Raw genomic sequence first — 14,440 nt, 5'->3', positions numbered from 1 at the left:
TGTAAATTGAAGGAGGGGCTGACAATGCTTCCAGTAGTGCAATTAAAGGGAGTAACGCATGCCTATCTTGGCGACCGTGAAGCTTCACTGGCCGTTGAGGACCTGAACCTTAATGTCGAGCAAGGAGAGTTCGTTAGCTTAGTCGGACCAAGTGGTTGCGGTAAGACGACTCTTCTATCGATTATTGCAGGACTGCTGCAGCCATCTCAAGGCGAAGTGTTCGTAAATGGAGAGCCCATTATGGGACCCTCACCAGAGGTTGGGTATATGCTGCAGCAGGATTATCTTTTTCCTTGGCGGAGTATTCTGGATAATGCCATTCTAGGACTAGAGCTGACTGGAAACTTGAACGAGGAGAGCAGAAAGCGGACGTTGGAGCTGCTTCGAGAGATGGGCTTAGAGGGCAAAGAGCACGCCCTTCCTACTCAGTTATCAGGTGGGATGCGGCAGAGAGTGGCTCTGGTACGCACCTTGGCAACGAATCCTGGACTCCTTCTACTAGACGAGCCGTTCTCGGCACTTGATTACCAGATCAAATTACAGCTGGAAGATTTGGTCTCTGAGACCTTACGCAGCAGGGGGACAACTGCAATATTAGTTACTCATGATCTATCTGAGGCCATTGCGGTAAGCAGCAGTGTTATTCTTCTACAACGAAATCCAGGGAAGATCCGAAAAGTATTTTCAGTGCCAGAGCAAATCCGGTCAGCACCTCCGCTATTTGCACGTGATCAGCCAGGCTTTTCGGAGCTTTTTCATGAAATATGGAAAGAGATGGAGATTGCAGGGAGGGAAAGCTAATGAAGCATACGGAGCAATCGGGGTTATTAGCTTCCCGTGAACAGTGGCTACAACAATTGCATGGCGATTATAAAAAAACGAAGCACCGCTGGCGCAATCAGGTGATTGTTGTAAGGAGCAGCCTGTTACTGCTGTTTTTTGTTCTCTGGGAAGCTGGCGCAAGAATGGGCTGGATTGATGAGTTATTATTCAGCTATCCCACAAAAATCTTCCGGCAGATCTGGGGAGATATGGTCAGTGGAAGCTTGTGGCCGCATCTGGGGATGACGGTAGGTGAGACTGCGGTAGGCTTTGTACTAGGAACGCTATTAGGGACACTTCTTGCTGTGATCATTTGGTGGTCTCCTTTTTTATCAGCAGTGCTTGATCCGTATATGGTCGTATTTAACAGTATGCCGAAGGTGGCGCTGGGGCCGATTTTTATCGTCATGTTCGGAGCCGGATTCACTGCTATCGTTGTTACTACTTTATCTATAACGGTGATTATAACGACGCTTGTTGTGTACAATAGTTTTTGCAGTGTGGATCCGAATCTGGTCAAGGTGGTTCGTTCCTTCGGAGCTTCTAGAGTTCAGGTGTTCTTTAAAGTAATTCTTCCAGCCTCGTTCCCGACGGTGGTCTCCACCTTAAAGGTGAATGTGGGGATGTCATGGGTAGGAGTTATCGTAGGGGAGTTCCTGGTCGCTAAATCGGGTCTGGGTTATCTGATTATTTATGGTTTCCAGGTCTTTAATTTCACGCTAGTGATGTCCAGTCTTTTGATTATCGCGGCCGTGGCTACAGCAATGTATCAATTAGTGGTATATCTTGAGAAGCGGCTGTTATCCCGGCGATGAACCTTATGTAATATTGTGTCCGTACACAAAATCTTGTAACATGTCTATATCTTTACCTATTTATTGGGTTAGTGCTTGTAAGGAGAGATAAGGCTTATGGGATTTCGTGTGATAAAAACAGCAGCAGCTACGTTATTATCCGTACTAGTTGCGTCTGCAGTGGGTATACCTAATGCGCAGAGTGCAGGCTTGCTGGCAATTTTGGGTGTAGAGGTTACTTTGAAAAGGAGTTTCCGAACGATAACGGCTCGTTTTTTAGCCTCGCTCGTGGGACTCTTTTTTGGCTGCATCCTATTCTGGCTTCTAGGGTTCCATTACTGGGTGCTCGGGCTGTATGTACTCGTGGGCTTTCCGATGATTGTAAAGTCTGGCTACAAAGAAGGAATTGTCACCAGCTCGGTTATCGTGTTTCGCGTGTTTGGACAAGCTGAACTATCGCTCCATGTCCTGTTGCAGCAAATAGAGCTTCTGGCTATTGGGCTCGGTTCAGCAGGGCTGGTAAACTTGATTTACATGCCTCAGACTGGTGGGGTCATTTATGGAATCCGTAAGGAAGTGGATCGCTATTTTTCGGTTATTTTTACCCAAATGGCCCGAACGCTTCGAGATCCTGCGTATATTTGGGACGGCAAAGAATTAATTGACGCAGATAATACAGTGCAGCGGGGATTAACGGCAGCTACCCGTGAGATGGAGAATCATGTTATTCATCCTGATGAAGCATGGAATGTTTATTTCTACATGCGGAAGGAGCAACTGGAATCGATTCAAAGTATGATGCAGCTGCTTTCTCAAGTGTATCGCCATTTACCGCATGGGGAGATGGTTGCTGAGTTATTTGACCAGCTTAGCGGGGATGTGCTTGCGGAAGAATATACTGGACGAACTGAACATTTACTGGACGAACTAACAAGAGAATTTGAAGAAATGGATCTGCCAGAGACACGTGAGGAATTTGAAGTGCGCTCAGCTATTCTTCAGTTATGCAGGGAACTGGCACTTTATTTAAAGATCGCTAAGCGGCATAAAATCCCGGTCAGTTACAAGCCGGAGAAACGTTTGAAGATTCGAAATAAGGCTTAAATTGAGGCTTTAATAAACTGAAGTATTAACTATCTCTGTCAAAATCACGATAAGATATGTATGAGCTAAAAGTTGATCACAGGATATGATTAACGATTTTATGGTGAGTTCAAATAATAGCAGGAAGTTCGGTAGTCGAATTTTCCGCATTGGCAGGTGAGGCGTATGGACAAAGTTATGGAATCATTTATAGGAAAACAGCTTATAGCTAACCTTTTTAATGACAAAGGAGTATTTGTTTTACCCGCATTGACTTTATTAAGTGCTGAGCATATACGATTAATCAATCAACATAAGATCACCCTAGAGTCTCATGACGTCGTACAGCTGGATAGCGCGGAATTTTTCCAACTTGCAATCGATGATTGCACAGCTGCGATAGAAAATATTTTTGAACAGCTTCGTCATAACAAAAACAAACGAATTCCTATGCTTGAAGTTAGAAATGAAGTCATTCCGTTTATTCAGCAGGTAAGCGAAAAGAATGACTTCTACGGCGTATTGGCTGCACTGCAGTCCAAGGATGATTATACATACAGACATAATGTAGCGGTTGGTATTTTATCTACGTTGCTAGGTAAATGGCTAAAATTAAAGCCTGAGGATTTGAGTATGCTGACGATCGCAGCGACCCTTCATGATATCGGAAAAATGAGGATTCCGGATGAATTATTAACCCGGCCGGGCCCGTTGACCGCTGAGGAGTATCAGCTTATGAAAAAGCATACGACCTATGGATACGAGATGATCCGGGACACTATTGGAACCAATCATTTGCAAGCGCTCGTCGCCCTGCAGCATCATGAAAGAATGGACGGCAGTGGTTATCCATTCGGCGTACTTGGGAATCGGATCACTGATTTCAGTAAAATTGTTGCAGTAGCAGACGTGTTCCATGCGATGACATCCGACCGGTTTTATCGTAAAGCTTCACCTCTTTATGAAGTGTTGCTGCAGATGGAGGAAAACGTATTTGGCAAGCTTGACCCTTATATTTGTAGAGTCTTTATTAATAAGTTAATGCAGTCAATGATAGGGAATGAAGTGGAATTGACAGATGGACGGACAGGAAAAATCATTATGATTCTTGCTACTGATCCACTGCGTCCCCTCGTGAATATTGATGACGATTTTATTGACCTGAGCAAACATAGATCTATTGGAATTGTGCGCGTAATCCCGCAATAGCGGGCTTTATAAGGTTTTTTTAACGTTCAGAATGGATATGTATCAGGCTGGACCATTTTTATAATCTACTCATATCTGTACAAATTTTGAAATAAAATGAACTATAAGTCTTCTGATAAGACCCTCTGGAGGGCTTACTCAAATTTATTTATAGACTAACAATCAACAAATGCCTAGAACCTGCATACACTTGATAGTGAATGATTGTATGGAGGAGGTTTAAAGATGTCATTAAGCCATAAACGTCAAACAAGGGAGATCATTACGAAGGCAATTTGCGGCAAAGGTCGTAAGTTCTCTACAGCAACCCATACCGTGACTCCGCCACATCACCCGACTAGTATTCTGGGGGCTTGGATTATCAACCACCAGTACGAAGCGGTTGCCGCCGGGAACGGAATCGAAGTAATTGGTACTTACGATGTAAACATCTGGTACTCGTACGACAAGAACAAGCAGACCGAGGTAGCTAAAGAAACGGTCTCCTATGTGGAGCTCATTCCGCTCTCCTACCTGGACACGAGACACCGCACTTCTACCGTTGAGGTCTCTGCGGAGGCAACGCAGGAACCCAACTGTGTAGAAGCGGGCGTATCGCCAGGCGGAGGCAGTGTGACACTTCGCGTAGAGCGCGAATTCGAAGTGGAGTTGGTGGCTGAGACCAAAGTCCGTGTGTATGTCACTGAGCAAAGCGATGATCCAGAAGACAAGGATTATGATTTTGAAGGTGATAGCTTCGATTACGATGATCTAGACCCTGACAATCTGGATGATGAACTGTAAGGAAGGATACGCCGCCGTTAACTGAGTACTGATGGGTTATGGTCCATTATATGTAGGGAGGGCGGCGGCGTAGAGGGCGAATGCCCTCCTTTTTTTTATTTATTTTTAGAATTAAAAATGGAACCTGAGTGGATTAAGAACAACCTGGTTCGTATGAATGGGCAAGAAGTGCTACTGCAGGGCTTTCAATCTTGGGCTGCGATGGATGGAGGGGCAGGAGAATGAATGAGGGGTTTAAGGTGTATTCGGGATTGTCATCAGCACAGAGAGAGTCCAGATTATTTCGGAGCGGGATTGAAGCGATGCTCACTTCGTCTAGTAAGCAGGAACTGTTGCGAATGAAGGGCTCAGAAGCATCTCTGCGGAGAAACCAGACCTCTGGTGAAAGAAATCGCTTAGAAGATACATATGATACTCTGCCTTCCGATAAGGCCCATAAACAGTGCTATAACATACTCGTGTATAATTTGAGCGTTCTGCAGATCACTCCACAAGGAGCAGGCCCAGGTATGCGCGCAGCCTCCGATTTGCTAGCCGGGGCTGTGCGAATGGATAGTGTCGATAGCAGCGTATCAATGGGGGCTGCACCAGGAGTATGGCGTGGAGTAATGAAATTACTTCAGCGTATTGCTGTTCGGACTTTGTACAGCTTGGGGCTGGATAGCGGTGAGGTCATGCTGAGGGCAATGGGGAACCGGAGGTATGTCGTGGAGGGAGTCACTCCACTACTACAGAGTTCCGGCAAATCATTGCCAGAGCCTTATCGTTCCGCAGCATTAGCGCTGGAACGGAGCCTTGCTCTGGAGCAGCCAGGCCGCAGCGGCCTGCTCATGGGCATGGACCCGGAGTTTATCATCCTCCGGGAGTCCACGGGCCGCGTTGTGCCTGCGTCGCGGTACCTGCCCACGGACGGCGTCGCAGGCTGCGACGCCGGCCCTCCCGGGACGCGCGGCGCGCGCCGGCTCGCCGAGCTGCGCCCCCAGCCGCGCGGGGAACCACGCGCGCTGCTGGCGCAGCTGATGTCCGCCGCGGCTACGGCGGACCGGCTCATCGCCGACCGCACGCTGCGCTGGCGGGCGGGAGGCATGCCGCTGACGGGCTGGGCCCTCGGCGGCCATTTGCACTTCAGCGGCGTGACGCTGACGGCGCCGCTCTTGCGCGCGCTCGACAACTATCTCGCGCTGCCGATGCTTTTGCTTGAGGACGTCCGCGCGGGAGCGCGTCGTCCTCGTTACGGCGTGCTCGGCGATTTCCGGATTCAGCCGCATGGCGGCTTTGAGTACCGGACTTTGCCGAGCTTCCTGGTATCCCCGGTCATCGCTAAAGGCGCGGTCTATCTGGCTCACCTTATCGTGAGCCATTATGAAGACCTGACGCTGCGCCCGCTCGACCTAGAAGACCTGCATATCGCCTACTATGACGGCGATAAATCCCCGCTGCGCGACGCAGTACCCCCTCTGCTGGCGCAGCTACGCTCTCTTGGCGGCTACGAGAAGGCCGCCCAATACATAGAGCCTTTATTTCAGTATATCGCCTCTAAACGAACGTGGGATGAATCTCGCGATATCCGTGAGCTGTGGTGCAGCAAAGTTAAAGCTTGAACTTATATTTCAAAATATTAGAAAGTATTAGTTTTTCACATATCCCTCATATCTAATATTTCTCGCATAAACGCTTACCGTCCTAATAAGGACACCGAAGGCGTTTATGCTTGTCTATATGTACATGATGCTCCAAGAGCCGATATCTTGAAATCCAAGTCGTTTGTAAATGACCCCAGCATGAGGGTTGTCATAAAAGAGGCATAAAGATTTCCCTTCAGAGAGTAAGTCTGTGCATAGCTGTGCAACTACGCTTGTAGCTAATCCTTGCTCTCTGAATGCTTGATGAGTGGCAACCCCTACGATCATAGCTGACATGGAATTTTCCGCTGATGTTGAGGCCGTTGTAATCACCTGATCTTCACGTTTCATATAATACGTACGGCCAGTGCCAGTCGCCAATGTTTTACGTAGGCTAGTTCTCGATCCATCCCGACTGCTTTCAAACTCTTCTATTGTATCAGTAAGCGAACAAATCGCTTCCACATCCTGGATGGTTGCTTTATTAATGTTATCAACGGAAGAAGAGTACTGTTTAATTTTGGTATTCATTTCCTTAAGCTCAGCAAAGTACAATTGCTTTTCTTGTTTAAAGTTAATTACTCCGTCAAAAGCTTTTACCACTTCGGTTACACCAGAAATCATATGAATTTCGTTATCTTGTCGCATGATTGTAGCGAATCCTTCCACATCAAACGGCCCATCCGCGTAAGGAAGATAGCTTCTATAGAAACGTAATAGAACGGCTTTTATAAGGCCGTCAGATGGATCTATCTCTCCCCACAATGCCATAAAATCCTGTTCAAACCCGAAATTCTCTACATCTCCAATGATGAACAAATTAAGAGCAGGCTCTTTCTGTAGCAATGCCATTAGAAGTTCCCGATCATCCTCCGTAAGTCTTCGTATCATTTGATATTCTCCTTTTATTTTCTTATGATCTAACGCTCTGTGTTAAGATTTTACAATATTAAAATGCAGAAGAATACACCTCTTTCTAATGAACGATGGATGCTTGAAATATTTACAAAAGGTACTACCCATTGAGCTTCAGTAATAGTGTCGGATTTCGTGATTTTTTGTCTGAGGATCGAGAAGAGTGAACTTCTATGCGGTTGCTGGGTGACCTTGTACGCCAATTTTCTGTTATAATGAAGGACAGCAATAAATAGGCATGGAGGTTGACCATGGCACAATATACGCCGATGATTGAGCAATATTTAAAAGTGAAGGAAGGGGCAAAGGATGCCTTCCTATTTTTTAGACTGGGCGATTTCTATGAAATGTTCTTTGAAGATGCCATTTTGGCTTCCAAGGAGCTTGAAATTACGTTGACAGGTCGCGAAGGCGGGGGCGCAGAGAAGATCCCGATGTGTGGAGTACCTTATCACGCCGCCGAGGGTTATATTCAACGCCTGATTGAAAAAGGATATAAAGTCGCTATTTGTGAGCAATTAGAGGATGCTTCTGTCACAAAGGGAATGGTGAAACGGGATATCGTACGTGTCGTGACACCTGGAACAGTTATGGATGGAAAAATCATTGCCGACAAAAGCAACAATTATCTTGTTTGTGTAACCGAAAGTGATGGGATGATGGCATTAGCTGCATGTGATTTAACTACAGGTGAATTGTATGTTACTTCAGTGTTATCTGGTGCAGAGTGGCTGCGCGATGAGATTGGCATTTATGAACCGGCTGAGATCATCGGAGACCCGACGTTATTGGAGCTTTTACGTAGTGAAACGCCTCTGTTGGCGAAACCTGTTGTGTACACACCTTGGGAGAAACGTGAGGAGGAGCTGGCACGTCGACAATTCGGTGAAGCCGCATGGGTTCGTCTGGAGAAAGAACGTGGACAATGTCTAGCACTGCTAATCTCCTATCTAAACGAGACACAACGGCGTTCAATGGGACAACTTAGTCAAATTTCTCCTTATGAACCAGGTAATTATATGATTCTTGATCCGTTCACACGCCGAAATCTGGAGCTAACAGAGACGGTCCGAGAACGTTCTAAAAAAGGATCTCTTCTATGGCTACTAGACCGTACCGAAACATCCATGGGTGCGCGATTGTTACGTCGCAGAATAGATAAACCGCTATTGCAGCGCGCTCCGATCGAACGTCGTCTAGAAGCAGTTGATTATTTGTACAATCAGTTTATTGTTCGAGAGGACCTGCGTTTAGCGTTGAAGGAAATTTATGATTTAGAGCGGCTGGTAGGTCGTATTGCCTTTGGTAGTGCGAATGGTCGTGACATGAATGCCTTAAAGCTATCACTGGCACAAATCCCTGCTTTGAAGGAATTATGTATGACTTCGGGATCTGCAACCCTACGCGAGATCGGTGCTAGCATGGATGAATGTGCCGAGATACGGGAGGATATAGATCGAGCAATTGTCGAAGATGCGCCGGTGTCCGTGAGAGACGGAGGAATTATCCGTTCTGGTTATCATGCCCGGTTGGACGAGCTGCGGGAAGCTAGCAGTAATGGTAAACGTTGGATCGCCGAACTGGAAGCGAAAGAACGCCAAGCCACTGGCATCAAATCACTGAAGATCGGATATAACAAAATCTTCGGTTATTTCATAGAGATCACCAAATCCAATCTGTCTTCGTTGCCGGAAGGGCGTTATGAACGTAAGCAGACGCTTGCAAATGCAGAGCGATTTGTTACACCTGAGCTTAAAGAGAAAGAGGCACTGATTCTTGAAGCGCAAGATAAAATGACAGATTTGGAGTACAGCCTGTTTACTGAACTGCGTGATCGAATCAGCGGCCAAATTCCGCGACTGCAGAATCTTGCAGAAAAGGTAGCTGAGATTGATGTGTATCAATGTCTGGCAGCCGTCAGTGCCGAGCATCGCTTCGTAAAACCCGTCCTATCGGATGGGTACGATCTTCGACTTGAAGGTGGTCGTCATCCTGTCGTGGAGGCTGTGTTAAAGGATTCGGCATTTATAGCAAACGGAAGTACGCTAAGTAAAGAAGATGGAAATATTCTTTTGATCACTGGTCCTAATATGGCTGGGAAAAGTACCTATATGCGGCAGGTTGCACTCATTTGTATTATGGCTCAAATTGGCTGTTTCGTTCCGGCCACCAGTGCAGAAGTTCCGCTAATTGATCGAATCTTTACTCGTATTGGGGCAGCTGATGATTTGATCGGAGGTCAGAGTACATTTATGGTAGAAATGGCCGACATACAGGTCATGACAGAAAAAGCAACAGCCCGGAGTTTAATTATCATTGATGAGCTTGGTAGAGGAACATCGACGAGTGAGGGCATGGCGATTGCACAAGCGGTAATTGAGTATGTGCACGATACCATTTCTTGCAAAGCTTTAGTTTCGACGCATTTTCATGAATTGGCCCACTTAGAAGAAAGCCTTAAAGGGCTTAAAAATTATTCTATGGCCGTACAGGAGAGCGGGGATAAAGTAAACTTCCTGCGTAAGCTTGTTCCGGGAGCAGCAGACAGTAGCTATGGGATTTATTGTGCACGCCTAGCAGGGCTTCCTGAAGGGATCATTGATCGTGCTTACGGTCTACTTCAGAGTATCGAGCAGGCGGCTCATCCAGGTGGTTCCTCTATTCATTATGGGGGTGGACTAGAAAGTCAGGCCGCTGCAAAAGAGGTCGCAACTACATCTATCCAACAACCCGATAGTGTCATCGCAGAAACTTCGGGGATTCCTGGAGACTCCTATTCATCAATAGCAGATGAAGTAGTTCAACTGTCTATCTTTGGCGAGGAAGAACCACGTAAGCATCGGAAGGGTAGTGCAAATCAGTCGGCTGTAGTAATTGAAGTACAAGAGAATCCTGCGATAAAAGAATTCATCACTTCTGTGCGTAACGCAGATCTTATGAATATGACTCCGCTTCAGGCTATGAGTCTGCTGAACGACCTGAAGATGAAAGCAAAGGATCTTTAATTATTGATTGCCTAAATAAGAGGTGAATGAAATTGGCCAAAATTCATATATTGGACGAGCATATTGCCAACCAGATTGCTGCGGGTGAAGTTGTAGAGCGACCAGCTTCTGTTGTGAAGGAGCTAGTTGAGAATGCTATTGACGCAGGAAGCACAAGGATTGAGGTTTCGGTGGAGGAAGGCGGTTTACAGAGCATCCGAGTGAAAGATAACGGCTCAGGGATCGAGCCTGAGGATTGCGAGACCGCTTTTTATCGCCATGCTACAAGTAAAATCGCTAATGGGCGTGATCTATTCCAGATCACTAGCCTAGGGTTCCGTGGTGAGGCGCTCCCCAGTATTGCTGCGGTATCCAAAGTCTCTCTTCTAACGGCTACTGCCGATGACGGCAAAGGACGCCTGATTGATATTGAGGGTGGTAATTTAATTCGGAATGAAGATTCCCCTTCGGGCCGTGGGAGCGATCTAGCGGTGCGTGAATTATTTTTCAACACACCGGCACGGCTGAAATACATGAAGAGTATCCAGACGGAGCTTGGTCATATATCGGATGCCATGTATCGAATGGCGTTAGCCCATCCGGGAATCTCTTTTACCTTGCATCATAATGGCAATCAGCTGCTGCACACGCTTGGTAATGGTGATCTGCTGCAAGTGATCGCAGCGGTGTACGGAACCTCCGCAGCCAAGGCTATGTTGCCGATTACGGCAGAGGACTTGGATTATCGTATTTCTGGTTATATAAGTCGTCCGGAATGGACACGCTCAAATCGAAACGCAGTGACTACCATTGTGGGAGGACGATATATTCGCAGCAATGGTCTAAACGCAGCGATCATGCGTGCTTATCATACTTTACTTCCTATTAACCGCTATCCACTGCTGGTGCTCGAACTGGACATGCATCCTTCACTTGTGGACGTCAATGTTCATCCAGCTAAGCTGGAGGTTCGGTTTAGTAAGGAGAATGAGCTTTACACGTTTGTTGAACAAGAAATTCGTAAAGTGTTGTTAGGGCAAAGTTTGATACCGCGTCCAGGTAAAGAAACCATTGGGCCAAAGGGCAGCAGTTCATTTATACAGGAGCAGTTTGCTTTTTCTAAAGGGTCAGTTCCGGCACCCCCACCGTCTGAGGTGGGCAAGGATCCAGTTCCTCAGGGATCTGGTAGTTCCTTTAGTAGACAACAACCATCAAATGTTGAACAGAGCGCCAGTGAGTTCAGAAAAGAGAGGCAGATTGATACTCCGATGACCCGTGAAACGGCTCCATCCTACGGGTCAGGATACCAGTCTTCCTCTTCACAAGGACGTCAAAATAATGTGAGCAACAACTATGCTAATGGGTATCGCCCGCAAGAAGCTTCATCCCTGCAGAAGCAGATTCCTTCTGCCCAAGCGTTATGGGCACCGCCAGTCGATGAAGAACCTGGGCTTCCTGCCTTCCCGGAACTAAATTATATCGGACAGCATCATGGGACTTATATTATCGCTCAGAATGACGGCGGGCTGTATCTCATTGATCAACATGCGGCTCACGAACGCATAAATTACGAGTTTTTTTATGAGAAGTTCGGTCGTCCTGAAGACGCTTCTCAGGATCTGCTTTTGCCAATTACGCTTGAGTTCACGCCTTCGGAAAGTCGTCAACTTAGTGAACGTTTACATTGGTTTCAGCAGGCTGGAGTGTACCTTGAACATTTTGGAGGACAGACTTTTCTGATTCGATCTTTGCCGTATTGGTTTCCTGAAGGCGAGGAGAAGGCGATCGTTGAAGAAATGGCGGAGTGGGTCTTGAGTGAACGATTGATTGACCTAGCAAAGCTACGAGAGAAATCGTCTATTCTATGCTCGTGTAAAGCCTCCATCAAAGCCAACCAGAAACTAACAGAACAGGAAGTCGAGGCCTTGTTGTCTCGTCTGGCAGCATGCAGACAGCCGTATACTTGTCCACATGGGCGTCCGATTGTGATTTCTTTTTCATCCTATGATTTAGAGAAATTGTTCAAACGGGTGATGTAATTGTACGATTAGAAATTTGTTGTAAGTATGACTGGAGGCAACATGATTATAACTACGGGTTATAGCCCGATAATGGATATTGTAGAGCGAGCTCAGAATCTCGCAGAAAGAACGGGCTGTAAATACGCTCCACGCGAGAAATTCTCTATACCCAAGATGGTGGAACACTATGGAGATGAGGATATACTAATTCTTTCTCAAGAAGCCGTTCGTTTACACCGATTAGGGATGGAGCCAATGGAGTTTCACCCAAGCATGGGCTTCGTTCGTGCGAAACGGATTCTGAAGGGTGATATAGAACCGATGCTTGTCGCTGCTCGAATGCTTCCCGGAGATAGCGTACTAGATTGCACAGCGGGTCTAGGTGCTGATTCGTTGCTATTTGCTGTGCATGGTGGTGAGTCCTCAGAGATTACCGCTCTGGAGAGCTCATTGCCGCTGTTTGCACTGCTCTATGAAGGGATGCGGCATTATACCTCTGGGCAAGTAAGGGTTAATGAGGCCTTGCGTAGAATTAATGTCGTTCATAGTGAACATTTGGACTACTTACGTGCTCTACCGGATCGAAGTGTAGATATTGTGTACTTTGATCCTATGTTCCGAGTGCCGCTGACCGGTTCTGCTTCGATTTCCCCCCTGCGGCAGTTTGCTAATCGTGCAGCATTATCACTAGAGAGTGTAGCTGAGGCGGTAAGAGTGGCCCGTAAAACTGTTCTTTTGAAAGAAAAGGCTCTGAGTGGCGAATTCGAAAGGCTTGGCTTTACAGAGCTGCTCCGGAGCAACTCCAAAACATCGTACGGGGTGATACACATTGACAACAAAAGAGAGACATAAGGTTCTAGTCTTATTAGGACCAACAGCTGTAGGTAAAACCAGGTTAAGTTTGGAGCTTGCGGCTGCATATAACGCAGAGATTATTTCTGGCGATTCGATGCAGGTTTATCGTGGTATGGATATTGGTACAGCTAAGATTACTCCAGCTGAGATGATGGGAATTCCTCACCACTTAATCGACATTCATGATCCACAGGACCCATATTCTGCTGCTGAATTTCAGGAACAAGGTAGCAGACTTATCGAAGAGATAAGCAGTCGTGGGAAACTTCCATTTATTGTTGGGGGAACGGGTCTCTATATTGAGTCCTTATGTTACGGTTTTCAATTCTCTGAAGCTGTGGCTGACGAAGCTTTCCGTAAAGAACAGGATCAATTTGCAGAAGAACATGGAGCGCTTGCATTGCATGCCAGACTTGAAGCCGTTGATCCGGTCAGTGCAGCGAAATTGCATCCGAATGACCGTCGTAGAATTATACGGGCACTGGAAATTCATCACCAGACAAACACTACACTTTCCGCTTCTCATGCAGCTCAAAAAAAGGAGTCGCCCTATGACTTATGCCTTATCGGTTTGACAATGGACCGGAAAATACTATATAAACGTATTGAGGACCGAATTGATAGCATGCTTGCGGATGGTCTTGTTGCTGAGGTGAAGGGACTGCTGGAAAACGGCTACAGCAGAAGCCTTGTGTCCATGCAGGGACTGGGCTACAAGGAAATTGCCGCTTACCTCGCAGGGGAACTGACGCTTGAGGAAGCTGTGATACTGCTTAAACGCGATACTCGCCGATTCGCCAAAAGACAGTTGTCATGGTTTCGCCACATGAAGGAAATCGAGTGGATCGATGTCGAAGGTGAGCAAAACTTTTCTGAGAATTTCTCGAAAATACGTGCTATAATAGCAGGAAAGTTTCTCTCAGGTCTTGAATATACTTCTGAACAATATAATTGAACCATTGGGGGTACGTCATATGAACAAGTCCATTAACATCCAAGATACATTCTTGAACCAACTACGCAAAGAAAATATCCCTGCTACAGTATACTTGACCAACGGCTTTCAAATCCGGGGAATTATTAAAGCATTCGACAATTTTACAATCGTTATTGACAGTGATGGACGCCAGCAAATGGTGTATAAGCACGCGATTTCCACTTTTACACCACAGCGCAGTGTGTCACTTATGCAGGACAATAGTAACGAAGAATAACATTAACAAAATTGAAGTGAAACCTTTCTTGTTAATAAATCGTTTGAATAGAGTGTGAGAGAGCAACCTGAGAAGGTTGTTCTTTTCATTCAGAGAAGTCCATACATGATTTATTCAAGGAAGGGAGTCAGGAGGCAT

Annotated in this window: 12 protein-coding genes; 11 read left to right on the top strand and 1 reads right to left on the bottom strand. The window is 46.4% G+C overall.

Going from position 1 to position 14,440, the window contains the following annotated elements:
* The first annotated feature begins 24 nt into the window (after positions 1-24).
* From MKY99_RS16830 to MKY99_RS16805, 6 genes are all read left to right on the top strand, one after another.
* Entirely contained in the window at positions 25-801 is a 777-nt protein-coding gene (locus MKY99_RS16830; RefSeq protein ID WP_339265134.1) for an ABC transporter ATP-binding protein, read from the top strand.
* On the top strand, positions 801-1,637 hold the full coding sequence (locus MKY99_RS16825; protein WP_042188906.1) for an ABC transporter permease: 837 nt from the start codon (positions 801-803) through the stop codon (positions 1,635-1,637). The genes MKY99_RS16830 and MKY99_RS16825 overlap by 1 nt, the downstream gene beginning before the upstream one ends.
* Before the next feature lie 96 nt (positions 1,638-1,733).
* Complete coding sequence (locus tag MKY99_RS16820; protein ID WP_042188904.1) at positions 1,734-2,720, top strand: aromatic acid exporter family protein; 987 nt, start codon at positions 1,734-1,736, stop codon at positions 2,718-2,720.
* Positions 2,721-2,885: 165 nt separating this feature from the next.
* A complete protein-coding gene (locus MKY99_RS16815) occupies positions 2,886-3,908 on the top strand; it encodes an HD-GYP domain-containing protein (protein ID WP_081393013.1) in 1,023 nt (340 codons plus the stop codon).
* 225 nt (positions 3,909-4,133) lie between these two features.
* Positions 4,134-4,691: an outer spore coat protein CotE gene (locus tag MKY99_RS16810; RefSeq protein WP_036687755.1), complete on the top strand. Its 558-nt coding sequence runs from the start codon at positions 4,134-4,136 to the stop codon at positions 4,689-4,691.
* Positions 4,692-5,299: 608 nt separating this feature from the next.
* Positions 5,300-6,292, top strand: coding sequence for a hypothetical protein (locus MKY99_RS16805; RefSeq protein ID WP_339265130.1), 993 nt, complete (start codon positions 5,300-5,302; stop codon positions 6,290-6,292).
* A gap of 114 nt (positions 6,293-6,406) precedes the next feature.
* Here MKY99_RS16805 and MKY99_RS16800 read toward each other — a convergent pair whose 3' ends face one another.
* Complete coding sequence (locus MKY99_RS16800; protein ID WP_339265128.1) at positions 6,407-7,204, bottom strand: GNAT family N-acetyltransferase; 798 nt, start codon at positions 7,202-7,204, stop codon at positions 6,407-6,409.
* A 275-nt stretch (positions 7,205-7,479) separates the two neighbouring features.
* On the opposite strand from MKY99_RS16800, the gene mutS reads away from it, so the two are divergent.
* Genes mutS through hfq form a run of 5 tightly spaced genes read left to right on the top strand, consistent with a single transcriptional unit; the run spans position 7,480 to position 14,302 of the window.
* The gene (gene mutS / locus MKY99_RS16795; RefSeq protein ID WP_339265126.1) at positions 7,480-10,233 is read left to right on the top strand and encodes a DNA mismatch repair protein MutS; all 2,754 of its coding nucleotides are present in this window, start codon (positions 7,480-7,482) and stop codon (positions 10,231-10,233) included.
* 32 nt (positions 10,234-10,265) lie between these two features.
* Positions 10,266-12,251 carry a DNA mismatch repair endonuclease MutL gene (mutL, locus tag MKY99_RS16790; protein ID WP_339271688.1) on the top strand — a complete coding sequence of 662 codons (1,986 nt, stop codon included), beginning with the start codon at positions 10,266-10,268 and terminating at the stop codon, positions 12,249-12,251.
* A gap of 42 nt (positions 12,252-12,293) precedes the next feature.
* The gene (locus MKY99_RS16785) at positions 12,294-13,085 is read left to right on the top strand and encodes a class I SAM-dependent methyltransferase (protein WP_339265123.1); all 792 of its coding nucleotides are present in this window, start codon (positions 12,294-12,296) and stop codon (positions 13,083-13,085) included.
* Positions 13,063-14,043 carry a tRNA (adenosine(37)-N6)-dimethylallyltransferase MiaA gene (gene miaA / locus MKY99_RS16780; protein WP_076283510.1) on the top strand — a complete coding sequence of 327 codons (981 nt, stop codon included), beginning with the start codon at positions 13,063-13,065 and terminating at the stop codon, positions 14,041-14,043. The genes MKY99_RS16785 and miaA overlap by 23 nt, the downstream gene beginning before the upstream one ends.
* A 19-nt stretch (positions 14,044-14,062) precedes the next feature.
* A complete protein-coding gene (gene hfq / locus MKY99_RS16775; RefSeq protein WP_042128368.1) occupies positions 14,063-14,302 on the top strand; it encodes an RNA chaperone Hfq in 240 nt (79 codons plus the stop codon).
* Positions 14,303-14,440: the final 138 nt, after the last annotated feature.

It is taken from the genome of Paenibacillus sp. FSL R5-0470, from assembly GCF_037975205.1.
Lineage (GTDB): Bacteria > Bacillota > Bacilli > Paenibacillales > Paenibacillaceae > Paenibacillus_AQ.
Note: the sequence above shows the minus strand (reverse complement) of the source record. Positions and strands in the feature narration are given on the sequence as shown.

Coding starts and splice junctions, on each gene's coding strand:
- MKY99_RS16830 (WP_339265134.1), top strand. CDS start 25: ATGCTTCCAGTAGTGCAATTAAAGGGAGTAACGCATGCCTATCTTGGC.
- MKY99_RS16825 (WP_042188906.1), top strand. CDS start 801: ATGAAGCATACGGAGCAATCGGGGTTATTAGCTTCCCGTGAACAGTGG.
- MKY99_RS16820 (WP_042188904.1), top strand. CDS start 1,734: ATGGGATTTCGTGTGATAAAAACAGCAGCAGCTACGTTATTATCCGTA.
- MKY99_RS16815 (WP_081393013.1), top strand. CDS start 2,886: ATGGACAAAGTTATGGAATCATTTATAGGAAAACAGCTTATAGCTAAC.
- MKY99_RS16810 (WP_036687755.1), top strand. CDS start 4,134: ATGTCATTAAGCCATAAACGTCAAACAAGGGAGATCATTACGAAGGCA.
- MKY99_RS16805 (WP_339265130.1), top strand. CDS start 5,300: ATGAAATTACTTCAGCGTATTGCTGTTCGGACTTTGTACAGCTTGGGG.
- MKY99_RS16800 (WP_339265128.1), bottom strand. CDS start 7,204: ATGATACGAAGACTTACGGAGGATGATCGGGAACTTCTAATGGCATTG.
- mutS (WP_339265126.1), top strand. CDS start 7,480: ATGGCACAATATACGCCGATGATTGAGCAATATTTAAAAGTGAAGGAA.
- MKY99_RS16785 (WP_339265123.1), top strand. CDS start 12,294: ATGATTATAACTACGGGTTATAGCCCGATAATGGATATTGTAGAGCGA.
- hfq (WP_042128368.1), top strand. CDS start 14,063: ATGAACAAGTCCATTAACATCCAAGATACATTCTTGAACCAACTACGC.